This window comes from Amnibacterium endophyticum (assembly GCF_042680685.1).
Lineage (GTDB): Bacteria > Actinomycetota > Actinomycetes > Actinomycetales > Microbacteriaceae > Amnibacterium > Amnibacterium endophyticum.
This window is the reverse complement of the sequence record NZ_JBHUEA010000024.1, coordinates 1-22,443: the sequence shown is the minus strand read 5'-3', so window position 1 is coordinate 22,443 and position 22,443 is coordinate 1. Positions and strand designations below refer to the sequence as shown.

Annotated in this window: 20 protein-coding genes; 13 read left to right on the top strand and 7 right to left on the bottom strand. The window is 75.8% G+C overall.

What is annotated here, in order from left to right:
• Nucleotides 1-6 precede the first annotated feature (6 nt).
• Nucleotides 7-2,442 carry an ATP-dependent DNA ligase gene (locus ACFSBI_RS13895; RefSeq protein ID WP_377935927.1) on the bottom strand — a complete coding sequence of 812 codons (2,436 nt, stop codon included), beginning with the start codon at nt 2,440-2,442 and terminating at the stop codon, nt 7-9.
• 124 nt (nt 2,443-2,566) lie between these two features.
• Between ACFSBI_RS13895 and ku the strand changes: the two genes are divergently transcribed.
• The 3 genes from ku to ACFSBI_RS13880 all read left to right on the top strand — a co-directional run bounded on the left by ku (nt 2,567) and on the right by ACFSBI_RS13880 (nt 6,117).
• The gene (gene ku, locus ACFSBI_RS13890; RefSeq protein WP_377935925.1) at nt 2,567-3,370 is read left to right on the top strand and encodes a non-homologous end joining protein Ku; all 804 of its coding nucleotides are present in this window, start codon (nt 2,567-2,569) and stop codon (nt 3,368-3,370) included.
• A 327-nt stretch (nt 3,371-3,697) separates the two neighbouring features.
• Nucleotides 3,698-5,116, top strand: coding sequence for a DUF222 domain-containing protein (locus ACFSBI_RS13885; protein WP_377935923.1), 1,419 nt, complete (start codon nt 3,698-3,700; stop codon nt 5,114-5,116).
• A gap of 29 nt (nt 5,117-5,145) precedes the next feature.
• Complete coding sequence (locus ACFSBI_RS13880; RefSeq protein ID WP_377935921.1) at nt 5,146-6,117, top strand: GNAT family N-acetyltransferase; 972 nt, start codon at nt 5,146-5,148, stop codon at nt 6,115-6,117.
• A 7-nt stretch (nt 6,118-6,124) separates the two neighbouring features.
• Here the strand turns inward: ACFSBI_RS13880 and ACFSBI_RS13875 are convergent, their stop codons facing one another.
• Both ACFSBI_RS13875 and ACFSBI_RS13870 read right to left on the bottom strand, forming a co-directional pair.
• Complete coding sequence (locus ACFSBI_RS13875; protein WP_377935919.1) at nt 6,125-6,826, bottom strand: tetratricopeptide repeat protein; 702 nt, start codon at nt 6,824-6,826, stop codon at nt 6,125-6,127.
• A gap of 163 nt (nt 6,827-6,989) precedes the next feature.
• Nucleotides 6,990-7,421, bottom strand: coding sequence for a DUF6196 family protein (locus ACFSBI_RS13870; RefSeq protein ID WP_377935918.1), 432 nt, complete (start codon nt 7,419-7,421; stop codon nt 6,990-6,992).
• A gap of 60 nt (nt 7,422-7,481) precedes the next feature.
• On the opposite strand from ACFSBI_RS13870, the gene ACFSBI_RS13865 reads away from it, so the two are divergent.
• Nucleotides 7,482-7,859, top strand: coding sequence for a cupin domain-containing protein (locus ACFSBI_RS13865; protein WP_377935916.1), 378 nt, complete (start codon nt 7,482-7,484; stop codon nt 7,857-7,859).
• A 22-nt stretch (nt 7,860-7,881) separates the two neighbouring features.
• On the opposite strand, the gene ACFSBI_RS13860 is transcribed toward ACFSBI_RS13865, so the two are convergent.
• Nucleotides 7,882-9,060: an MFS transporter gene (locus tag ACFSBI_RS13860; protein ID WP_377935914.1), complete on the bottom strand. Its 1,179-nt coding sequence runs from the start codon at nt 9,058-9,060 to the stop codon at nt 7,882-7,884.
• A 180-nt stretch (nt 9,061-9,240) separates the two neighbouring features.
• Between ACFSBI_RS13860 and ACFSBI_RS13855 the strand changes: the two genes are divergently transcribed.
• The gene (locus ACFSBI_RS13855; protein WP_377935912.1) at nt 9,241-10,851 is read left to right on the top strand and encodes a DUF1800 domain-containing protein; all 1,611 of its coding nucleotides are present in this window, start codon (nt 9,241-9,243) and stop codon (nt 10,849-10,851) included.
• A 10-nt stretch (nt 10,852-10,861) separates the two neighbouring features.
• The gene (locus tag ACFSBI_RS13850) at nt 10,862-12,235 is read left to right on the top strand and encodes a DUF1501 domain-containing protein (RefSeq protein WP_377935910.1); all 1,374 of its coding nucleotides are present in this window, start codon (nt 10,862-10,864) and stop codon (nt 12,233-12,235) included.
• 148 nt (nt 12,236-12,383) lie between these two features.
• Here the strand turns inward: ACFSBI_RS13850 and ACFSBI_RS13845 are convergent, their stop codons facing one another.
• Nucleotides 12,384-12,905 carry a DUF6328 family protein gene (locus ACFSBI_RS13845; protein WP_377935908.1) on the bottom strand — a complete coding sequence of 174 codons (522 nt, stop codon included), beginning with the start codon at nt 12,903-12,905 and terminating at the stop codon, nt 12,384-12,386.
• Nucleotides 12,906-12,942: 37 nt separating this feature from the next.
• Between ACFSBI_RS13845 and ACFSBI_RS13840 the strand changes: the two genes are divergently transcribed.
• The 3 genes from ACFSBI_RS13840 (at nt 12,943) to ACFSBI_RS13830 (ending at nt 16,042) form a co-directional block, all read left to right on the top strand.
• Nucleotides 12,943-14,331 carry an FAD-binding oxidoreductase gene (locus ACFSBI_RS13840; protein ID WP_377935906.1) on the top strand — a complete coding sequence of 463 codons (1,389 nt, stop codon included), beginning with the start codon at nt 12,943-12,945 and terminating at the stop codon, nt 14,329-14,331.
• A gap of 24 nt (nt 14,332-14,355) precedes the next feature.
• Nucleotides 14,356-14,790, top strand: a complete 435-nt coding sequence (locus ACFSBI_RS13835; protein WP_377935904.1) for a hypothetical protein — start codon at nt 14,356-14,358, stop codon at nt 14,788-14,790.
• A gap of 94 nt (nt 14,791-14,884) precedes the next feature.
• The gene (locus ACFSBI_RS13830; protein WP_377935902.1) at nt 14,885-16,042 is read left to right on the top strand and encodes a PrsW family intramembrane metalloprotease; all 1,158 of its coding nucleotides are present in this window, start codon (nt 14,885-14,887) and stop codon (nt 16,040-16,042) included.
• Here ACFSBI_RS13830 and ACFSBI_RS13825 read toward each other — a convergent pair.
• Together ACFSBI_RS13825 and ACFSBI_RS13820 are read right to left on the bottom strand one after the other, a co-directional pair.
• Complete coding sequence (locus ACFSBI_RS13825) at nt 16,026-16,745, bottom strand: M50 family metallopeptidase (protein WP_377935900.1); 720 nt, start codon at nt 16,743-16,745, stop codon at nt 16,026-16,028. The two genes, ACFSBI_RS13830 and ACFSBI_RS13825, sit on opposite strands and share 17 nt — an antisense overlap.
• Entirely contained in the window at nt 16,742-18,070 is a 1,329-nt protein-coding gene (locus ACFSBI_RS13820; RefSeq protein ID WP_377935898.1) for an MFS transporter, read from the bottom strand. The genes ACFSBI_RS13825 and ACFSBI_RS13820 overlap by 4 nt, the downstream gene beginning before the upstream one ends.
• Nucleotides 18,071-18,148: 78 nt before the next feature.
• Here ACFSBI_RS13820 and ACFSBI_RS13815 point away from each other — a divergent pair, with 78 nt between their 5' ends.
• From ACFSBI_RS13815 to ACFSBI_RS13800, 4 genes are all read left to right on the top strand, one after another.
• Nucleotides 18,149-18,517 carry an FKBP-type peptidyl-prolyl cis-trans isomerase gene (locus tag ACFSBI_RS13815; protein ID WP_377935979.1) on the top strand — a complete coding sequence of 123 codons (369 nt, stop codon included), beginning with the start codon at nt 18,149-18,151 and terminating at the stop codon, nt 18,515-18,517.
• Nucleotides 18,518-18,687: 170 nt separating this feature from the next.
• A complete protein-coding gene (locus ACFSBI_RS13810; protein ID WP_377935896.1) occupies nt 18,688-19,212 on the top strand; it encodes an adenine phosphoribosyltransferase in 525 nt (174 codons plus the stop codon).
• A gap of 98 nt (nt 19,213-19,310) precedes the next feature.
• On the top strand, nt 19,311-20,516 hold the full coding sequence (locus ACFSBI_RS13805; RefSeq protein WP_377935894.1) for a DUF4192 family protein: 1,206 nt from the start codon (nt 19,311-19,313) through the stop codon (nt 20,514-20,516).
• 57 nt (nt 20,517-20,573) lie between these two features.
• Nucleotides 20,574-22,443 (top strand): HelD family protein (locus ACFSBI_RS13800; RefSeq protein WP_377935892.1); only part of this gene is annotated, 1,870 nt, incomplete at its 3' end.

Sequence of the window (22,443 nt, the reverse complement as noted above, 5' to 3'; positions counted from 1 at the left end):
CTGGCGTCAGGGCTCACGGACCACGTCGGCGGCCCGCTTGTCGGGGCGCAGGCCCCGCCAGCTGGCCTGCCGCAGTCGGCCGTCGTCCGTCCACTCGGCGAACCGTACCTCCCCGACCAGCGTCGGCGTCACCCAGTGCGCGTCGCCCGCGTCGGCGCGCGGCACGTCCTCCAGCGCGGGGGTCTTCCGCTCCAGCGGGTGGAGCGCCGCGGCGATCGCGTCGAGGTCGCGGTCGGAGAACCCGGTGCCGACGCGGCCGACGTAGCGCAGCCGGCCGCCCTCGTGGACGCCGAGCAGCAGGCTGCCGACCCCGCCCTCGCGCCGCCCGTGGCCGGGCCGCCAGCCGCCGACGACCACCTCCTGCTGCCGCTCGTGCTTCCGCTTGACCCAGTCGCCGGAGCGGCCCGCGCGGTACGGGCCGTCGGCCCGCTTCAGCACGACGCCCTCGAGGCCGAGCCGCCGGCTGATCGCCATCGCGTCGTCGACCGCGGCGCGCTGGTCGTCGCCCTCCGCGGTCGCGACGACCGGCGGCACGTCGACGCCGTCGCCAGGCTCGACCAGGCGCTCGAGCAGGTCCCGCCGGTCGTGCCAGGTCGCGCGCCGCACGTCGCGGCCGTCGACCGCGAGCACGTCGAACAGCAGGTAGCGGACGGCGACGGCGCGCCGCGCCGCCTCGACGTCGCGCGGCTTCGTGAGCCCCATCCGCTGCTGCAGGCGGGAGAAGCTCGGCCGCCCCCGCGCGTCCTCGGCCACGATCTCGCCGTCGAGCACCGCGGAGCCCGCGTGCACGTGGTCCGCGAGTGCCTGCAGCTCCGGGTACGTCGGCGTGAGGTCGAGGTCGTTCCGGCTCGTCAGCACCACCCGGCCGTCCTCGACCCGGGCGATCGCGCGGACGCCGTCCCACTTCATCTCGACGCCGTACTCCGCGTCCGGATCGAGCGGGGCGCCCGCGGTCGCGAGCATCGGGCGCAGCTCGTGCTCCGGCTCCTTCTTCTGCGCCTGCTGCTGCCTCGTCTCCTCCTCCGGCGTCGCGTCGTCCGCGGGCGCCATCCGGTGGATCAGCCACTGCTCGCCCTGGATCGGCGTGCCCGGCTCCTCGCGCTCGCGGCGATCGGTGCGGATCAGCGCGATCCGCACCGGCTCGCCGCCGAGGCCGCCGCCCGCGCCGCCGCGCATCGTCGCGATGACCTCGTCGGGCCGGAACTTCTCGGCGGTGTAGGTGCCGCTGTCCCAGATGTCGACGTGGCCGCCGCCGTACTCGCCCTCCGGGATGTCGCCCGCGAAGGTCGCGTACTCGAGCGGGTGGTCCTCGGTGTGCACCGCGAGGTGGTTCCGCTCTCCCGGGCGCGGCACGCCCTTCGGCAGCGCCCAGCTGACGAGCACGCCGTCGCGCTCGAACCGGAGGTCCCAGTGCAGGCGGCTCGCGTGGTGCTCCTGGATCACGAAGACGTCGTCGTCGCCCTTCGCGGGCCGCGCCGCGGGCACCGGCTCGGGCGTCCTCGCCGCATCGCGCATGGACCGGTAGCGGGTGAGCGCGTCGCCGCGGGCGTCGGCCGGGGCGAGCGCGGCGGCGAGGTCGCCGTCGCGCTCCAGCCGGCCGACCACCTCGTCCGGCGTCAGCTGCGCGAACCCGGGCTCATCGAGCTCCTCCCACCGGCGCGGGGCGCTCGCGTGGGGCTCGAGCGTGCCGCGCAGCGAGTAGGGCACGAGCGTCGTCTTCGCAGCGCGGTTCTGGCTCCAGTCGAGCAGCACCTTGCCGTGCCGCTGCGCCTTCTTCATGTCGCTGACGACGAGGTCCGGGTGGTCGGCCTCGAGGGACCGCGCCAGCTCGTGCGCGACGTCGGTCACCTGGTCGGAGGACCAGCCGCCGTCGAGCCGTGCGAACAGGTGCAGGCCCTTGGAGCCGCTCGTGACCGGCACCGCGTCGAGGCCCATGCCCTCGAGCACCGGCCGCAGCAGCCGCGCGACCTCGGCGCACTCCGCGAGCCCCGCGCCCTCGCCCGGGTCGAGGTCCAGCACCATCCGGTCGGGGTGCGCCGGCGAGCCGTCGGGGCCGAAGCGCCATTGCGGCACGTGCACCTCGAGCGTCGCGAGCTGCACGAGCCAGGTCAGCGTCGCCAGGTCGTCCACGACCGGGTAGGTGTTCGCGCCGCTGCGGTGCTCGATCGTGCCGCGGCGGACCCAATCGGGGGCGCCGGCCTCCAGGTTCTTCACGAAGAACGGCTTCGCCGGGTCGGTCGCGGTCCCGACGCCGTCCGGCCAGCGCTTGCGCGTCGCCGGGCGCCCGGCCGCCAGCGGGACGAGGGCGGAGGCGACGGCGGCGAAGTAGGCGAGCGCGTCGCCCTTCGTGAACCCCGTCGCCGGGTACAGCACCTTGTCGAGGTTCGACAGGCGGAGGCGCCGTCCGTCGACCTCCACGTCCTGCTTCACCGACCCGACCACGCGCTCACAGTGGACTGGAAGTCTGCTGAACCGCTGGGACCGGAACGGGGGAGTGGCCCCGCTCCGGGTCGAGGGGCATACTCGGACCCTCATCAGGCGATTCCGGCATCGAGGAGCGTGCGTCGTGCGCAGCATCTGGCGCGGAGCCATCACCTTCGGCCTCGTCAACGTGCCCGTGAAGCTGTACGCGGCGACCGAGGACCACGACCTGTCCATGCACCAGGTGCACAACGCGGACGGCGGGCGCATCCGCTACCAGCGCCGCTGCGAGGTCTGCGGGCGGGTCGTCGACTTCCAGGACATCGACAAGGCCTACGACGTCGGCGACCGGACGGTCGTGCTGACGAAGGAGGACCTGAAGTCCCTGCCGGTCGAGCGCAGCCGCGAGATCGACGTCGTCGAGTTCGTGCCCGGAAGCCAAGTGGACACGATCCGCCTCGACCGCTCCTACTACCTGGAGCCGGACGGGAAGAGCCCGCGCTCCTACGCGCTGCTGCGCCACGTGCTCGCCGACACGGATCGGGTCGCGGTCGTGCAGTTCACGCTGCGGCAGAAGACGCGGCTCGGGGTGCTGCGCGTGCACGGGGACGCGCTGCTGCTGCAGTCGCTGCTGTGGGACGACGAGGTGCGCGAGGCCGACTTCCCGTCGCTGAAGGCCGAGGTCGAGCTGAACAAGCGCGAGCTCGACATGGCGACGAGCCTCGTGAAGAGCTTCGAGAGCGACTTCTCGCCCGCGGACTTCACCGACGACTACCAGGCGCAGCTGAAGCAGCTGGTCGACGCGAAGCTCGAGCAGGGGGAGTCCGTCGACACGGCGGCGACCTTCGGCGAGAGCGAGGAGGACGAGGGCGACGGCGAGGTCATCGACCTCATGGAGGCGCTGAAGCGCAGCGTCGACGCGAACCGCGCGAAGAAGAAGCGCGCCTGACCGAGCGCACCCCGCCGGTCGAGGTCCGACGAAGGAGCCTCGAGACCTCCCGCCACCGCTGGTCGAGGTGCGACGAAGGAGCCTCGAGACCACCCGAGCCTGCCCGCAGCGCCGCTGGTCGAGGTGCGACGAAGGAGCCTCGAGACCACCCGCCCACCGCTGGTCGAGGTGCGACGAAGGAGCCTCGAGACCACTCCGGCCCGCAGGACGACCCTCCCGGCTCCGTTCGCGGAAGGCGGAGCGACGCACCCTCGTGCATGTGAAGAACACCCGATCAGCCCCTGATTGGCCCGAGCCGATGTCAGTGCTCGATGGTGTGATGAAGCCATGCAGGAGGACCCGCACCTGACCGCCGCGCTCGCGGCGATCTGCGCCGCGTCCTCCCGCGCGCAGACCGCGTCGGACGCCGAGCTGCTCGCCGACCTCGCCCTCGTCGAGCGGCTCGGCCGTGTGGTCGACGGCCTCCGCCATCGCGCTGCCGCCGAGGTCGAGCACCGCTCGCGCCGCGGCGTCGGCGAGGAGTCGCTCGCTTTCCGCTTCGGCGCTCGCGACGGCGTCGAGCTCGTGCAGCGCGTCGCGCGGATCGACGCGCGCACGGCCAAGCGGCGCATCGGGCTCGGTGCGGCGACCGCGCCCGGGGTCGCGCTCGACGGCGCCCTGCTGCCCGGTCGCCTCCCCGAGGTGCGCGCCGCGATCGAGGCCGGCGACGTCGGTGTCGAGTCCGCGCGCGTCATCGCGAACACGGTCAAGGCGATCCACCGCCGGGTGACCGCCGACCGGGTCGCCGACATGGTCGAGGCGCTGCTCGACACCGCTCGCACCGCCGACACCGAGGTCCTGCACGAGGTCGCGGAGCTCTGGGCGCTCGCACTCGATCCGGACGGCGCGGAGCCGCGGGAGGCGGAGCAGCGCCGCCGCCGCGCCGTGCAGCTCGGCCGCACGCTCGGCGACGGCACGACGCGCATGAGCGTCGTGCTGCCGCCCGAGGACCTCGCGATGTTCAAGGAGCTCTTCGCCTCCCGCAGGCGCGGCCGCTCGATGATCCGGATCGAGCCCGCTTCGGACGCGACCGACGACGACCTCGGCCCCGAGTGGCGTCCCGAGGACGCCGACGACCGGACCCGGCCGCAGCAGGACTACGACACGCTCGTCGAGGTCGTGCAGGCGGGCATCCGCGCGGAGCACGACGGCACCGCATCGACCGCGGTCACCCACGAGGTCGTGGTGACGATCGGTGCGGCCGAGCTGGAGGCGAGGCAGGGGCAGGGCTGGACCGCCGGGGTGCTCGCCGGCCTGCCCGTGCCGGTGATCGAGCGCCGGATCTGCACCGGAGGCCTCCGCCTGATGGTCACGGGTCCAGAGGGCGAGCCGCTGCACCTCTCGCGGTCCACGCGCGTCTTCACCGCCGCGCAGCGGAAGGCGCTCTCCGTCGCGGCAGGCGGCCGGTGCGAGTTCCCGGGCTGCCGCGTCACGAGCCCGTACCTCGAGGCGCACCACGCCCGCTGGTGGCACCGCGACCACGGCCCGACGGACGTCGTCAACGGCGTCATGCTGTGCTCCTTCCACCACCACCTGGTGCATGCGAAGCGGCCTCCGGTCGAGATCCGGCGGCATGCCGGCAGCCACTGGTTCGTCCCGAGCGGGTGGCGCGGCGACCCCTCGCCGCAGCACCGCGCTGCCGCCCGAGCTCCTGGAGGTCCACCGCCGCCAAGGCGGGCTCGTGCGGACGATCCGTGGGGTCGCTGACGGCGGCTCCCGGGTCTTGGATGGCCTCCGTGCCCGCCCGCGTCGAGACCGCTGCTCCTGCGCTCCGCCCCATCACCGCCGGAGCGGTGATCCGGGACGAGGCCGGCCGCGTCCTCCTCGTCGAGACGAGCTACCGCCCCGACTGGCTGACGCCCGGCGGGTCGGTCGAGGCGGGGGAGTCGCCGCGCGAGGCGGCCGCTCGCGAGGTGCGCGAGGAGCTCGGGGTCGCGCTGTCGATCGGCCGTCCGCTCGTGATGCAGTGGGCGCAGGAGCCGGGCGACGACCACGGGGTGCTGCATCTCGCCTACGACGGCGGGGTGGTCGACGCGTCGACCCCGTTCCGGCTCGAGCCGGGTCTCGCCTCGGCGCGCTTCGTGGCGCCCGCAGCGGTCCAGGCGCTGGCCTCGGCGACCACGGCGGCCCGGGTCGAGGCCGCGCTCCGGGCGATCGCGTCGGGCGCGTCGGTCGAGCTGCCCGAGGCGGCGTCGACCTCCTCGGACATCGCCCGCGCCGGGACGGCGACCGCCCGGTCCGCGTCGGCGCCCGACGGGGCGCAGGAGCGCTCGGCCCACCCGCAGGTGGTGCTCCGGTCGCGGTTCGCGGTGGACGACGCGGTCCTCTCTCGCTTGCACGCGGAGGCGTTCGGCGGGGTCGAGCGCCTGCAGCCGTGGGCCGCCCGCCTCGAGCGTCACGGCGTCGCCTGGATCGGCGCCTTCGAGGGCGCGGAGCTGGTCGGCTTCGTGCACGCCTGCGGCGACGGGGGCGCGCACGCCTTCCTGCTCGACGCCGTGGTCCGGTCCGACCGGCAGGGACGGGGGATCGGGCGCCGCCTGGTGGACCGGCTCGTGCGGGAGGTCCGCGCGGTCGGCTGCGAGTGGCTGCACGTCGACCACGAGCCGCAGCTGGCGCGCTTATACCGCGCCTGCGGCTTCCGTCCGACCGCGGCGGGCGTGCTGCGGCTGGACGCCGCCGAAGGCCATCGCGTGGGTCGACGGGACTGAACCGCGATCAGTCCCGGAGCGTCGCGGGGCCGTCGTCCTCGTCGTCGGCGAGGTGGCGGATGGCCAGCTCGTCGCCGCCCTGCGCGGCGCGCCAGCGCCACGCCGAGGCCTCCTCGCGGCGACCCCGGCCGTCGAGCATCACGGCGAGGTTCCAGGCGCTGTACGCGTCCCCGGCCTCGTAGGCGCGGCGGTAGAGCGCCTCGGCGCGGGCGGGGTCGCCCTCCTCGTCGAGCAGGTTCGCGAGCGGCAGCATGGACTCGACCTCCCCGGCGGCCACGCCCGCCTCGAGCACCCCGCGCCCCTCCTCGGCACGGCCCGTCGCGCGGAGCAGCCCGGCGAGGTCCACCCGGGCGGACGGGTACGCCGCGCAGCCGGCCCGGAGGTGCGGCTCGGCATCCGCGTCGTGCTCGAGGTACCAGAGCCAGTGGCCGAGCACGCCCTCGGCGAGCGGGCGGTCCTCGTCGTCGAGCTCGGGCAGCGCCCGGCGCATCAGCGCGACGGCGCGATCGACGGCACCGCGGTCGCGCTCGAGCCAGGCGAGGTCGGTGAGCCCCGCCGGGTAGCCGAGCGCCCACATCGCCTCGCACACCGCGGCGGCCTCGTCCAGGCGGCCGGCGTCGACCAGGGCGTCCGTGTAGCGGCGACCGCTCCAGCCGTCCGGCCGCTCGTGCCACGCCCGGGCGAAGGCCTCGAGGTCGCGATCGTCCACCCCTCGATGATCGGCCCGCCCGGATGGGCGACCGCGCGAGCGAGGGTGCCGCCCGCGCCCCTCACGCGGTCGCTGCGGCGGTACGCGGTCGGCGCGCCGACCGCGTAATGCCCGGAAGACCGCGCGTCGCGGCGCAGCGACCGCGCGTCGCGGGGGTGCGATCTCAGACCGCGAGGGCGTGCACCACGTTGACCGCGCGGTCGAGCAGGTCCTCCGGGACGCCCCAGTAGTCGTAGACGCCACCGCGGTCGCGGTTGCTGCCGCAGACGACGAGGACGCCGGTGCCGAGCCGCTCCTTCAGCGCACCCGCGAGCCAGCCGACGAAGCCGCTGTTGTCGACGCCCTCGGGGAAGTGGAACGAGAAGACGCCGAAGCGCTCGCGGGTCCCGTCGCCGTCCTCCGCCGGGCGCAGGACGCTCCAGGTGTCGTCGTCGCGGACCACCGCGAGCACGTCGTCGTCGAGGACGGGCGGCTGGTCGCGGGGCGACTCGAAGAAGGACCAGGCGCCCGGAAGCACGACCGTCTCCGCGAGGGCGAGGACGCCCTGCAGCCGCTGCTCCGTCTCCTCGGCCGTCTCCCGGCTCACGCTCACCACGGCGTCACCGTAGGCGCCGACGCTGCGAGCGCTCCGGCCGCACGGTGGGAGGCTGAGGCCGTGGAGCAGCAGGACGTGGTCGGGATCGCAGCGGCGCTGGACGGGCTGACCGAGCACTGGTCGCCGAAGGTCGTGGCGCGGGTGAACGACCAGTACGTCAAGGTCGCGAAGCTGCTCGGCGAGCTCGTGTGGCACGCGCACGACGACGAGGACGAGCTGTTCCTCGTCGTCTCGGGGCGGCTCCGGATCCAGCTCGAGGGGCGGGACGAGGTCCGGCTCGGGCCCGGCGAGCTCTTCGTCGTCCCGCGCGGCGTGCGGCACAACCCGATCGCGGAGGAGGAGGTGCGCATCGTGCTGGTCGAGACCGTCACGACCGCGCACACGGGCTCGGTGGTCGTCGAGCGCACCCGCTCGATCGAGGAGCAGCTCGGGCGCTGAGCCGCTGCGCCGGGGACCCGCCTCAGGACCGCGCCGGACGGCGGAGCCGCAGCACGAGCACGCCCACGAGGACCGCGAGCGTCGCCGCGGCGCCGCTCGCGTAGACCGCGCGGTAGGTGTCGGGCGCGACGGCCGCCGCGGCGATGAGGCCGCTCGCGAGCACCGCCCCGATGCGGCGCGTGTTCGTGAAGAGCCCGGAGGCGATGCCGGGGGCGTGGAAGACGTCCTGGAACACGGTCAGCCCGACGCCCGCGACGACGGCGAAGAAGACGGCGTTCAGCGGCTGCAGCGCCACGAAGACGACCGGGTTCGGCGCGACGGCGACCAGCGCGTAGTAGAGGGTCCCGGCGACGCACCCCGCGACGACGAGCGCGCGGGCGGACCGGCGCCCGACGAGGCGTCCGACGAGCAGCAGGGCGGGGATCTCGAGCAGGGCGGCGGCCCCGAGGGCGACGCCCGCCCAGACGATCGGCGCCTGCAGCGACCGTGCGACGTACAGGCCGGCGATCGTCACGGTGGCGACGTTGGTCGCCTGCAGCACGGTGAAGGCGCCGACGACGAGCAGCGGGCGCCCCGTGCGCAGCCGGGCCAGCGCGGCGAGCGGCGACGCCCCCGTCGCGGCGGGCCGCTCGAGGCCGGCGCGGCGCCGGCTCCGCAGCAGCAGCAGCGCGGTCGCGAGGTTCACGGCCGCGGTGGCGGCGAGGAGGACGAGGGCGGCGGCGGGGGAGAAGGCGCTCGTCACGGCCGTGGCGAGGACCGGCCCGACCACCCATGCGAACGACACGATCGCCCGGGTCCGCACCACCCGCTCCGGTGAGGCGCCGCTGTGGCGCAGCTGGGCGAACAGCAGGGTGGACCCGACGCCGGGCGGCCCGCCGAGCAGCACCAGGGCGACGACCGCGAACGGGAGCGCCGGCACGACGGCGAGGGCGCCGATCAGGGCGACGCCGCTCGCGCCGCACAGCAGCAGCGGTCGCAGGTAGTCGCCCCGCCGATCGGCCGCGGCGGGGATGACGAGGGATGCGAGGAAGCCGCCGAGGTTGTACGCCGCGAGCGCGAGCCCCGTCTGCGCGTCGGAAGCGCCGTAGAGCGTGACGAGCAGGACGGCGAGGATCGGGTTGAGGACGGCGAACTGCAGCGCCCAGAACCACGCCGCGAGGGGCCAGAGGACGCGGTCGCGGCCGGCGGTGGCAGTCGTCACCGGGCGATGGCCGAGCGGTGCGGAGCGCCGCAGAGGGCCGGGGGGACGGGGGCGCGCACCCCACGAGCCTGCCAGCAGGACCGGTCGCCGCCCGTCTGCCCGCCCCGCCCGGGGGCGGATCCGGCCGCTCCCCGTGTCGCTGCGACCCGCGAACGGGGGCGGCCCCTACGGTCTGGCCGCATGTCGGCCGAGGTGGAGGTCCGCGCCTCGTCCCGCCGCGCCTCGTCCCGCCGCGCCCTGCTCGGGCTCGGCGCCGCGCTCGCGGCCGGCGCGATCGCGGGCGAGTCGCTCGCCGCGGCCGATCCGGCCGAGGCCGCGCCCGCGAAGCGCGCCTTCGTCGGCCGCCAGTACCCGACCGCATCGGCCGCCGCCGCGGCGGCCCGGGGCGCCCGCTCCGCCGTGTTTGCGCACGACCCCCGGGAGCACCTGCTGCGGCGCGCCACCTTCGGGCCGAGGCCCGCCGACCGGAAGCGGCTGAAGCGCCTCGGCATCGACGCGTGGCTCGACCTGCAGCTGCACCCCGGCCGCATCGACGACGGCCGCGCGAAGAAGGCGGTGCAGCGGTTCCCGCTGGCGTTCGCCCGGCCCGCAGCCGTGGTGAAGGGCAGCAAGCGGTACAGCTGGGACGCCGGGTTCCAGACCGGCCAGGCCACGCTCGCGCGCCAGGTGTTCTCCGACCGGCAGCTCTACGAGGTCGTCGTCGACGTCTTCGCCGACCACCTGCACGTCCCGGTGCCGAGCGAGCAGTGGCACACCGGACCCGGCTACGTCCGGGACGTCATCCGCGCGCACGCCTTCGGCCGCTTCGAGGACATGCTGCAGGCCGCGATGCGGCACCCGGCGATGCTGTCGTTCCTGAGCAACGACGAGTCCGACCGCCGGAACGTGAACGAGAACCTCGGGCGCGAGCTGCTCGAGCTGCACACCGTGGGGCTGCAGGCGAGGTACAGCGAGAAGGACGTGCGCGCGAGCGCCGGCATCCTCTCCGGCCGCACGTGGGACTGGAAGAAGGGCGTCTACCGCTTCGACCCGGACCGCCACGTGACCGGCCGGCTGCGGGTGCTCGGCTTCTCGCACCCCAACCGGCCCGGTCAGGGGGAGGCGGTCGGCGACGCCTACCTGCGCTACCTCGCCCACCACCCCGCGACGGCGCGGACGATCGCCCGGAAGCTCGCGATCCGCTTCGTCTCCGACACCCCGAGCGCCGACCTCGTGAACCGGCTCGCCCGCGTCTACCTGCGGAACGGCACCGACATCCGCGCCGTGGTGACGGCGGTCTTCCGCTCCAGCGACTTCTGGCACGCCGTCGGCACCCGCATGCGCCGGCCGCTCGAGGACGCCGTCGGCGCCCTGCGGGTGCTCGACGTGAAGCCGGCCGCGGGCATGCGGCAGCCGCTCGAGTGGCTGTACTGGAACCTCGACTCGGCCGGGCACGCGCCGCTGCGCTGGGCGCCGCCGAACGGCTACCCGGACGTCGCGGCGGCCTGGCTCGGCGCGGGCGCCATGCTGCAGCGCTGGGACCTGCACCGCGCCTTCGTCCACGGCTGGTGGCCGAAGCTGACGTGGACGAAGCCGTCCCGCCTCGTGAAGCGCACCGACGGCATGACCACCGTGCAATGGGCCGCAGCGGTCGGGCGCCGCCTCACCGGCACGACGCCGAAGCGCGCCCACCTCGTCGCCGCCGTGCGCGGCGCGGGCCTGGAGGTCGGCGCGCCCGCCCCCGTCGACGACTGGACGTGCGGCAAGGTCGCCGCCCTGCTGCTCGACTCCCCGTACTTCCAGCTGCGATAGCGAGACGACCATGCCGACGACGACGCTCCCCGACGACGTGCTGCGCACCCTGCACCCGGACTGCCCCGACTGGGAGCGGCTCGGGCCGAGCCGCGGCGACGCGGCGCTGCGCGCGGTGGCGGAGGCGCAGCGGGTGGCGGAGGAGGAGCGCACGCAGGCCTGGTCCGGCGGCTTCAACCGCCGCACGTTCCTCGCCGGGGGCATCGGGGTCGGCGTCGCCGCGCTCGGCTCGCAGCTGGTGACGAGCCGGGTGTCCTACGCCGCGGCCGCCGAGCGCACGGGCACGCTCGTCGTGCTGTTCCTGCGCGGCGGGATGGACGGGCTCTCGCTGCTCGTGCCCGCAGCCGATCCGCTGCTCGTGAAGGAGCGGCCGCACATCGCGGTGCGCGCCGGCGCCCTGCTCGACTTCGACGCCGCGCGCGGCTTCGGGCTGCACCCGGCGATGAAGCCGCTCGCGCCGCTGATCGCGAAGGGCCGTGTCGCCGCCGTCCCGGCCGTCTCGACGCCGGACCTGACCCGCAGCCACTTCCAGGCGCAGGACTGCCTGGAGCGCGGCTCCAGCGGCTCCCTCACCACCGGCTGGCTCGACCGGGTCCTGGAGGCGTCCGGCCCCGGCACGACCTTCCGGGCGGTCGCCGTCGGCGGCACGACGCCGCGCTCGCTGCAGGGGCCCGCGAACGCGATCGCCATGCGCTCGATCGACGCGCTGAAGCTGCCGGTCGACGACCGGGAGATGAGGGCGACCTCCGCAGCGCTCCGAGCGCTCTACACGGGTCTCGACCACCCCGTCGCGGAGCAGGCCGACCTCGCGCTCGAGGCGCTCGCGACGGCGAAGCGGATCCGGGGCTCCGCGACCGCGAAGCCGGCGACGACCTACCCGAAGGGCAACCTCGGCGACGCGCTGAAGGACGTCGCGGCCCTGATCCGCAGCGGCGCCGGCGTGCGCGTCGCCTGCATCGACGTCGGCGGCTGGGACACGCACACCGGCATGGGCACGCCCGACTCCGGCGACATGCAGCGCCACCTCGGCGACCTCGCCGCGGCGCTCGCGGCCTTCACCGACGACCTCGGCGAGGCGCTCGACACGACGACGATCGTCACGATGAGCGAGTTCGGGCGGCGGGTCGAGGAGAACGCGTCCGGCGGCACCGACCACGGCCACGGCGGCGCCGTGCTCGTCATCGGCGGCGGGGTCGCGGGCGGCGTGCACGGCACCTGGCGCGGCCTCGGGCAGCGGACGAGCCTCGGCGACGTGCCCGGCTGGAACGACTACCGCGACGTCCTCGGGGAGGTCGTCGGCACGCGCGTCGGCCTCTCCGCCGGCCAGCTCGGCCGCGTCTTCCCCCGCTGGAAGGTGAAGCCGGTCGGCGTCATGGCCGCCTGACCGGCGACGAACGCGGACTTGCCGCGGATCGTCGCGACACGCCGCGCGGCCTCGCAAGAGGTGGCAAGTCCGCGGTCGGGGAGGCGCGCGCTTGCCGCGACTTGCGGAGACACGCCGGCGCGGTCAGCAAGGAGCGGCAAGTCCGCGGTCAGGCCTCGAGACGCGGGTCGCCCGCCGTGTGCCGGGGGCGGCCGCGGCGCAGCGAGACCGGCAGCGCCACCCACAGGACCGCCATCAGCAGGAGCCCGACGCCGCCGCCCGCGACCGCCGCGACCGGGCCGACCGTCGCCCCGAACACGAGCGCCAGCACCCCGGCGATCGCGAGGCCCGTCGCGGTGAGCCCCAGGCGCACCATCCGGTCGCCCCACCGCACCAGCTCGGCCATCGCCCGCCGCCGGAACAGCACGCGGTGCAGCGACACCGGCATCAGCACGAGCACCGTGGAGACCACCGCGAGCGACACGACCCCCAGGTAGAGCCCGCGCTGCCAGGGCTCGAGGTCGCCGAAGGCGGGCTGGAAGGCGATCGTCAGCAGGAAGCCGGTCAGCAGCTGCGTCCCGGTCTGCAGCACCCGCAGCTCCTGCAGCAGCCCGTCCCAGTTGCGGTCGAGCCGCTCGGTCGAGGTCTCGTCGCGCCCGTCGGCCGGGTCGGCGTCCCGCCTCGCGTCCACGGACCGGAGGCTAGCGCCCGCCTCGTACGCTGGGGCGATGCCGATCCTCGACGCGCTGCAGCAGGAGGTCGGGCCCGCGGTCAGCACCGCGGACGAGGACCTCGAGAAGGTCCGCACCGACCGCGGCGGGTGGACCACGCCGGAGCGGGCGCTCGCGGTGGTCCGCGCCCGGGGGATCGACGACGTGCGCGCCGTGCTGCGGCTCGCCACCGCCACCCGCACCCCGGTCGTGCCGCGCGGTGCGGGCACGGGGCTCGCCGGCGGCGCGATCGGCACCGAGGGCGCGATCGTGCTCGACCTCGCCGGGATGGACCGGGTGCTCGGCATCGACGCGGCGGACGAGACCGCCGTGGTGCAGCCCGGCGTCGTCACCGACGACCTCGCCCGCGCGCTCGAGCCGCACGGGCTCTGGTGGCCGCCGGACCCGGCGAGCCGCGCGATCTCGACCGTCGGCGGCAACATCGCCACGAACGCGGGCGGGCTGCTCTGCGCGAAGTACGGCGTGACCAGGCAGAGCGTCCGCGCCCTCAAGGTGGTGCTCGCGGACGGCGCCCTCGTCGACCTCGGGCGGCCGACCGTGAAAGACGTCACGGGCTACGACCTCGCCGGGCTGATGATCGGCTCGGAGGGCACCCTCGGCGTCGTCGTGGAGGCGACCCTCGGGCTCCGCCGCATCGACCGCGCGCCGACGGTGACCCTCGCGGCCACCTTCGACTCGGTCCGCGAGGCCGCCGCGGCGTCGGCGGCGATCACCGCGACCGGGCTGCGGCCCGCTGCGCTCGAGCTGATGGACGCCGCGAGCTGCGCGGCCATCGACGCCCTCGTCGCGGCCGGCGGCGGCCCGGAGGGGGACGTGCCGTCGCTCTCCGGGCGGGGCGCCTTCCTGCTCGTGCACTGCGACGGCGCGAGCGCGGAGGCGGACGCGACGACCGCCGTGCGGCTGCTCGAGGCGGCCGGCGGGGACGTCACGCGGGCGGCGGACCCCGCCGCGGGGGAGGCGCTGCTGGCGCTGCGCCGGTCCGCCCACCCCGCCTTCGCCCGCCTCGGCGAGCCGCTGATCGAGGACGTCGCGGTGCCGCGCAGCCGGCTGCCCGAGATGTTCGAGGCGGTGGAGGAGATCGCCGCGCGGCACGGCCTGCCGATCCCCGTCATCGCGCACGCGGGCGACGGCAACCTGCATCCGAACGTGGTGATCCCGCCGCACCTCGCCACCGGCGGCATCCCCGACGTCGCCTGGGCGGCGGCGGAGGACCTCTTCCGCGCCGCGATGGACCTCGGCGGCACGCTGACTGGGGAGCACGGCGTCGGCATCCTGAAGCGCCGCTGGCTCGAGGACGCCCTCGGCGAGGACGTGCTCGCCCTCGGGCGCCGCGTGAAGGCGGCGTTCGACCCGCTCGGCATCCTGAACCCCGGCAAGGCGATCTGAAGGAGCGCGTGCGACACTGCGGCGATGGCGGGTGAGGACCTGACGTCGGAGGCGGACGCGATCTTCGCGCGCGCCGCCCGGCCGCAGCGGCTGTGGCCGCTGGCGATCGGGGTGCTCGTGCTCTACCTCGCGAGCAGCTTCTGGGCGATCGAGCGCCCCTTCGGCGGCTCGGGCCGTGAGGCGGTGCTGCACAGCACGCCGACCTGGTGGGTGCCGCTGCTGATCGTCGGCGTCGTGCTCGGCGGGCGCAGGCTCGGCCGGCTCGAGCAGGAGGCGGGCGGGTCGCCCTGGCGGTGGCCGCGGATCGCCCGGCGCACCCTCATCGGCCTCGCGATCGCCCTGCCGCTGATGTCGTTCGCGGTCGCCCCGGCGTCGGCGGTGATCGCCGCGGACGCGGGCAGCACGCACGTCGGGCTGCCGGCCTCGCTCGTCGTCCAGATCGGCATCGACCCCCGCTGACTGCGCTGCAGCCGACTCTCCGGGTGCTCCCAGGCGCTCCACGCCCCGCTCTGCAGGATCATGGCGGCATGACCCTCGACCCGGGCCCCGCCGCGTGACCGACATCCGGTCCGCGCCCTCGCCCCAGGCGCCGATCGACTTCCCACCCCACGACCCCGGCCACGTCGGGCGCCGCGTCGCCGCGGCGCTCGGCATCGCGCTCGGCGCCGCCGCGCTCGTCGCCGTCGCGCTCTACCTGCTCGGCGGCCTCGGCGTCGCGGGCGCGGGCGTCGCCGCGCTGGCCGCGCTCGTGCCCTTCGCGGTCGTGCTGCTCGCGATCCGATGGATCGACCGGTGGGAGCCGGAGCCGCGGCCCGCCCTCCTGTTCGCGCTGCTCTGGGGCGCGGGCGTGTCCGTCGCGGTGGCGCTGCTGTTCGACCTCGGCGTGCAGATCGCGCTCGCGTCCGCGGGCGGGCAGCCGGACGACTTCGTGCAGGCCGTCGTGCAGGCGCCGATCGTGGAGGAGGCCGCGAAGGGCTTCGGCGTGCTCCTGCTCTTCTGGTTCAACCGCAAGCACTTCGACGGGCCGGTGGACGGCATCGTCTACGCGGCCACGGTCGCGGCCGGGTTCGCCTTCACCGAGAACGTCCTCTACTTCGGCCGCACGCTCGTGGAGAGCGGGATCGGGCCGCAGTTCGTCGTGATCTTCGTCGCGCGGGGCATCTTCTCCCCGTTCGCGCACCTGCTGTTCACGGCCTGCACCGGCTACGCGATCGGCAAGGCGGCGGAGCGCGGCGGCGCCGGTCTCGGCTTCGTCGCCTACCTGCTCGGCCTGATCCCGGCCGCCCTCCTGCACGCGCTCTGGAACGGCGGCCTCTCGCTGGCCCGGAACACCATCGAGTACTACTTCGTCGTCGAGGTGCCGATCTTCGTGCTCGCGGTGGTCGTCGTGCTCGCCGTGCGCACGAGGGAGCGCTCGGTCACGCGGCAGCGGCTGTCGGAGTACGCGGAGGCGGGCTGGTTCACCGAGGCCGAGGTGGCGCTGCTGTCGACCTGGTCGGGCCGCAGGCGCGCGATGCGCTGGGCGGACCAGCAGCCGGACCGGCACCGCAAGCGGGCCGCGATGAACCGCTTCGTCCGCGACGCGACCCGGCTCGGGCACGCCCGGCAGCGCCTCCTGCGGGGACGCACCGCGATCGGGCGGACCCCGGACGAGCGGGAGCTGCTCGGGCGCATCGTCGAGGACCGGCAGGTGCTCACCGCACGGGCGTGAGCAGCGCGGCCGCGGCCGCGACGCACCCGGCCGCGAGCACGATGAAGAGCGCGAGCCACACCGCGGCCGGCACGGCGGTGAGCCGCGCCAGCTGATCCGCGTCGCTGCCGCGCTCGCGGCGGTGGGCCCGCGGCAGCTCGAGGGCGGCCCGCAGCCCGCCGACGAGCAGCAGCGCCGCGACCGCGAGCGCGGCCCGCGTGCGCCAGGCGGGGTCCGCGAACCAGGTCACCGGGCCGACCACCGCCCCGGCGACCAGCACCGACCACAGGCCGAACCAGTTGCGGATCTGCACCAGCACCGCCGCGAGCAGCACCAGGCAGCCCCAGAGCGCGGCGGAGGAGTGCCCGGCGGCGACCGCCCAGGCGACCAGCAGGCCCGCCGCCGACGGGGCCGGGTAGCCGGCGAGCAGGGTGAGCACCATGCCCGGTCCGCGCGGCGGCCCCACGCTGACGGTGAGCCCGCTCGTGTCCGAGTGCAGGCGGATCCCGCGGAGGCGCCGGCGGGTCGCGGTCGCCGCGGCGCCGTGCCCCGCCTCGTGCACGATCGTGACGCCGTGCTTCAGGTGCGGCCACGCCGGGGACAGCAGCAGCGCGGTGACGACGGCGGGCACCAGCACCGCGTCGAGCGGGCCGGGAGCGGGCGAGGTCGCGACGATCCGCGCCCACAGCGCCGCGAGCGCCGCGAGCACGCCCTCGCCGGTCACGACGTCGGGCGGAGCGCGTCGTACCGGCGGAACCCGCTGCGGGCCGCGATGAGCGTCACGAGGGCGATGATCAGCACCCCGCCGACCAGCGGCGGCAGGAAGAGCACGCCGGTGACGGCCAGGGCGCCCGCGTACAGGTCGCCGACCCGCGGGCCGCCGGTCACGACGACGATGAAGATGCCCTGCAGCCGCCCGCGCACGGAGTCCGGTGCGGCCGTCTGCAGGATCGTGGAGCGGAAGATCGCGCTCACGTTGTCCGCGGCGCCCGCCCCCGCGAGCGCGACCGCCGCCAGCGCCACCCAGGCGGGACCGGCGGGGGAGGGGAGCGCGCCCGTCGCCGCGCCGACCGCCGCGACGAGCAGCACCGCGCCGAACAGCACGGTGCAGAGGCCGTAGACCTGGATCGCGCGCTCCACCGCCCGGCCCTGCATGCGCACCGCGCCGACCCGGCCGGAGAAGACGCTCGAGACCAGGGCGCCGATCGCGAAGGCCGCGGACAGCACCCCGACCGTGATCGGGCCGCCGCCGAGCGTCACCGCCCCGACCGCCGGGTACAGCACCCGGGGCTGCCCGAACGTCATCGCCACGATGTCGACGACGAAGCTGGCCCGCACGTTCGGCGCGGACCGCAGGAAGGCGAGGCCGCTGCGCAGCGACGCGAGGCCGGGCCGCTCGACGCGGCCCTCCGGCGGCAGGGGCGGCAGGGTGAGCACGGCGACGAGCGTGCCGACGAACAGCACCGCGTCGATCGTGTAGCACCACGCGAAGCCCACCGCGGCGACGAGCACCCCCGCGAGCCCGGGTCCGGCGGTGACGGCGAGCCCGATGCCGACGCCGTTCAGCGCGCTCGCGGCGGGCAGCAGGCGGGCGGGCAGCAGCCGCGGGGTCGCCGCCGTCTCGGTCGCGACGAGCACCGTCGCCGCGCAGGCCGTGACCACCGTCAGCACGTAGAGGGAGGCCGTGGTCTCCGTTCCCGTCCACGACAGCACCGCGAGCACGATCGTGGCGGCCCACGAGACGAGCGCGGAGACGAGCGCGACGGTGCGGCGGTCGAAGGCGTCGGCCAGCATGCCGCCGTACAGCCCGGCGAGGATCGTCGGCACGAGCGCGAAGACGCCCGTGAGCGCGACCGCGAAGGTCGCGGCCCCCGCCCCGGACTCCGGCCGCACCAGCGCGAAGACGTTCAGCCCGACGGCCACCAGGGTCAGCTGGCTGCCGATGCTCGCCACGGAGCGGCCCGCCCAGAGCCGCGCGAACGCGGGCGACTGCGTCAGCGGCGTGAGGTCGAGCAGCGCGCCGCGGCCGCGCGCACCCTGCTGCTCCATCGGCGTCCATCCTGGCGGACCGGGGGCTGTCAGCCGGACACGGCGGGCCGTGCGGTTGACTCGGGGCCCATGAGCGACATCACCGACACCTCCGTCAAGCCCGAGTTGGAGCCGCCGACCGGTCCCGCGCCCGACCAGCTGGTCATCGAGGACGTCGTCGTCGGCGACGGGGCCGAGGCGAAGCCCGGCGGCACCGTGACCGTCCACTACCTCGGCGTCGACTACGAGTCGGGGGAGGAGTTCGACTCGTCGTGGAGCCGCGGCCAGTCGATCTCGTTCCCGCTCGGCAACCTGATCAAGGGGTGGCAGGACGGCATCCCGGGCATGCGGGTCGGCGGCCGGCGCATCCTGACCTGCCCGCCGGCGCTCGCCTACGGTCCCGCGGGGGGCGGCCACCGCCTCTCCGGCCGCACGCTGATCTTCGTGATCGACCTGCTGAAGGCCTGACCGGGAGTTCCCCGAGCGCCGCGCCGGGAGGGGTTGCGATGCAGTCCCTCCCGGCGCATCCTGAAACCCGATCGATCGCCCGGGCGAGCTGCAGGCAGTGCCGCACCACCGGGCGATCGCCCTGTCCGGGCCCGATCCGCCGTTCGCACAGGGCTGGGTAGCCTCGACCCGTGCCCTCCGCCGCCGAGCTGGTCGACGCGCTCACCCTCGAGGTCCCGGACTTCCCGCAGCCGGGGATCCTCTTCCGCGATCTCACGCCGGTGCTGGCCGACGGCGCCGCGCTCCGCGCCGTCACGGACCGGTTCACGGACGTCTTCGACGGCGGGTTCGACCTGGTCGCCGGCATCGAGGCGCGCGGGTTCCTGCTCGCCGCGGCGGCCGCGTACGCCGTCGGCGCGGGCGTCCTCGCCGTGCGGAAGGCCGGGAAGCTGCCGCCCGCGACCCTGACCGAGCACTACGAGCTGGAGTACGGCTCCGCCGCGCTCGAGATCCGGCAGGAGGCGCTGCAGCCCGGCACGCGCGTCCTCGTCCTCGACGACGTGCTCGCCACCGGCGGCACGGTGGAGGCGACCTGCGCGCTGCTCGAGCGGGCCGGCGCCGTGGTGGCGGGCGTCGGCGTGGTGCTCGAGCTCGCCGGGCTGGGCGGCCGCGACCGGCTGACGGGGCGCCGCGTCGAGGCGATCCGCGTCGTCTGACCCGCGTTCCGCTCCTCCCCAGGCCCGGATCGCACCGATCCTCGGATCGATGCGCCGGATGCGGCCGCAGCCGCCGCTGCAATGCCCAGGCTCGGCGCATGAGCATCCCCGTCGCGCCCCCTCCCGCCAACGTCGTGAAGTGCAGCACGCCCGCCGACCTGCTGCGGCTCGTGCCGTCCCTCGCCGGCGTCCCGATCGAGGACAGCGTGGTGCTCGTCCTCTGGTCGGGCAGGCGCACCCACGGCGCGATGCGGCTCGACCTGCCGACCACGCGGGTGCCGGACGACCAGCGGGCCTGGGCGCGGCACGTGCTCGGTACCGTCTGCCGCGTCGAGGGCGCCGACGGGGTCACCCCGGTCGTCCGCACCGACGCGTCCTTCGCCCCGAGCGGCCGCCCGCCGCACGCCGACCTGCTGCGGGCGCTGAACCGCGAGGCGCAGCGCATGGGCCTGGACGTGCGCGACCTGCTCTGCGTCGCGGCCGACGGCTGGGGGTCGCTGCTCGACCCGGCCCTCCCGCGCGGCGGCCGACCGCTGGACGAGATCGCGCCGCGCGAGGGCGACCCCGCGCCGCCCTCCCCGCGGCGGGCGCCGGAGTACCCCGAGACCGACGAGGCGGCGCAGGACGCCTTCCTCGACGCGCTCGAGCGCTGGTGGCTGCACCCGGAGGGGCCGGGCGGCGTGCTGCACGGGGTGGACCTGCGCCGCCCGGGCTCCGCCTTCGGGCGCGCCGCCGCGCCCGAGCCCGCGATGCAGCGGTACCGGCACGGCGGGGACCAGGCGGACGTCGTCGAGCTGGTGGAGCGCATGCTCGACCCGCACGACGGCGACGGGCCGTGCCCGTGCCGGGCGCTGCTGTTCGCGCTCGCGACCCGGCAGGGCCTCGAGAACCTGGTGCTCGTGCAGTTCGGCTGGGGCCGTGCGCTCGGCGCGGAGCTGTGGCGCGACGCGCACGACGGCGACCCGGCGGCGCCCTCGCTCGCGAGCCTCGGCGCCGCGATCGGCGGCGGTGCCTTCCCGCGCCCGGACGTCGCTCGCATCGCCCGGGCGATCGCGGCCCTCACCGAGGTCGGCGGTCTGCTCGACCCCGAGGAGCGGGCGCCGGTCGAGGGGATGCTCGCCTGGCTGCACTGGGCGGTCGGCGGCGGCAGCATCGCCGGCGTCCTCGCCGAGCGGGCGCTCGCCCTCGACCCCGGCCGGGACGTGCCGTCGCTCGTGCTGGCGCGTGTGCAGCGCGGCGAGCTGCCCGAGTGGGCGTTCCGGGAGGATCCGACGGCACCCGACCCCTTCGCGCCGCCCGTCTGACCCCAGGACGCCGCGGCGTAGGATCGACGGCCCTGAAACGAACGGAAGGCCCCGCCTGTGACCGATGCCGTCGACGCCGAGCTGGAACGCGAGCAGCGCTACGTCGCGGGGCTCTACGACCGGCTCGACGCGCTCCGCGACGAGGCGCGCGGCGAGCTGGAGCGGGTGCGGCGGGGCGGCGGCGGCACCCACCAGGCCCGCACCGAGCGCGACGCGATGGCGCGGCTGTTCGAGGATCGGCTGCAGCAGCTGCGCGACGTCGACGACCGGATGGTCTTCGGGCGGCTGCGCCTGACCGACGGCGCCCTCCGCTACATCGGCCGCATCGGGCTGCGGGACGACGAGCAGCAGCCCCTGCTGCTCGACTGGCGGGCGCCGCAGTCCAGCGCGTTCTACCAGGCGACCGCGGCGACGCCGCTCGGGGTCCGGGTGCGACGCCACCTGACGACGCGCGGCCGGTCGGTGGTCGGCGTCGAGGACGAGGTGTTCGACCCGGACGACGTGCCGGACGACGCCGCGCTGACGGGGGAGAGCGCGCTGCTCGCCGCCCTGGCGGCCCAGCGGACCGGCCGAATGCACGACATCGTCGGCACCATCCAGGCCGAGCAGGACCGGATCATCCGGTCCGAGGCCCGGGGCGTGCTCGTCGTGCAGGGCGGCCCGGGCACCGGCAAGACCGCCGTGGCGCTGCACCGCGCCGCCTACCTGCTGTACGCGCAGAAGGAGCGGCTGGCGCGCAACGGCGTGCTCGTCGTCGGCCCGTCCCGCAGCTTCCTCGAGTACATCGAGCAGGTGCTGCCGTCGCTCGGCGAGACCGGTGTCGTCCTGAAGACGCTGGGCCAGCTGTACCCGGGCGTCGATGCGGGGACGGTCGACCCCGCCCCGGTCGCCGCGATCAAGGGCCGCGCGCGGATGGCGGAGGTGATCCGCCGCGCGGTGCACCTGCGGCAGGTCGCGCCCGAGCGGCCGACCGACGTCGAGGTCGACGGCGTGGTCCTCACCGTGCAGCCGGAGGTGCTGCAGCGGGCGATCCGGCACGCGCAGCAGACGAGGAAGCCGCACAACGAGGCGCGCGTCGTGTTCGTGAAGGACGCGCTGTCCTCCCTGACCGCGCAGCTCGCGGAGCGGGTCGCCGCCCGTGGCGGCACGATCGACGACGAGGACCGCCGGCTGCTGCGGGAGGACCTCCGCACCGCCCACGACGTGAAGGTCCTCCTGAACACCGCCTGGCTGCCGCTCACGCCGCAGAAGCTGCTCGGCGACCTCTTCACGCGGCCGGACTACCTTGCCCGCGCCGCGCCGGAGCTCTCGCCCGCGGAGCGCGAGCTGCTCGCACGCGCCCGTTCCGCCGCCTTCACGATCGGCGACGTGCCGCTGCTGGACGAGGCGGCGGAGCTGCTCGGCGAGGCGGACGTGCAGGGCGACGCCCGCGCGCAGGCCCGCGAGGCCCAGCGCGAGCGCGACCTCGAGAACGCCCGCGCCGCGATCGAGAACATGGGCGTCGGCGGGCTCGTGTCGGCGGAGGCGCTCGCGGACGGCTTCGCGGAGGACGGCAACCCGCTCACGACGGCGGAGCGCGCGGCGATGGACCGCACCTGGACCTACGGCCACATCGTCGTCGACGAGGCGCAGGAGCTCACCCCGATGCAGTGGCGGCTGCTGCGCCGCCGCGGGCCGCTCCGCAGCTTCACGATCGTCGGCGACCTCGCGCAGTCGGCCGCGAGCCGCCCGCCCCGGTCCTGGCAGCAGGCGATCCGGCCCCTGACGGAGGAGTTCCGGCTCGAGCGGCTCACCGTGAACTACCGCACGCCCCGCGAGATCGCCGAGCTCGCCGAGCGCCGCGCGGAGCGGGACGGGCTGCCGATCACGCGGTCCCGCGCGGTCCGCGACGGCGATCCGCGCGGACCGCATCGGCCGCGGCCTCGAC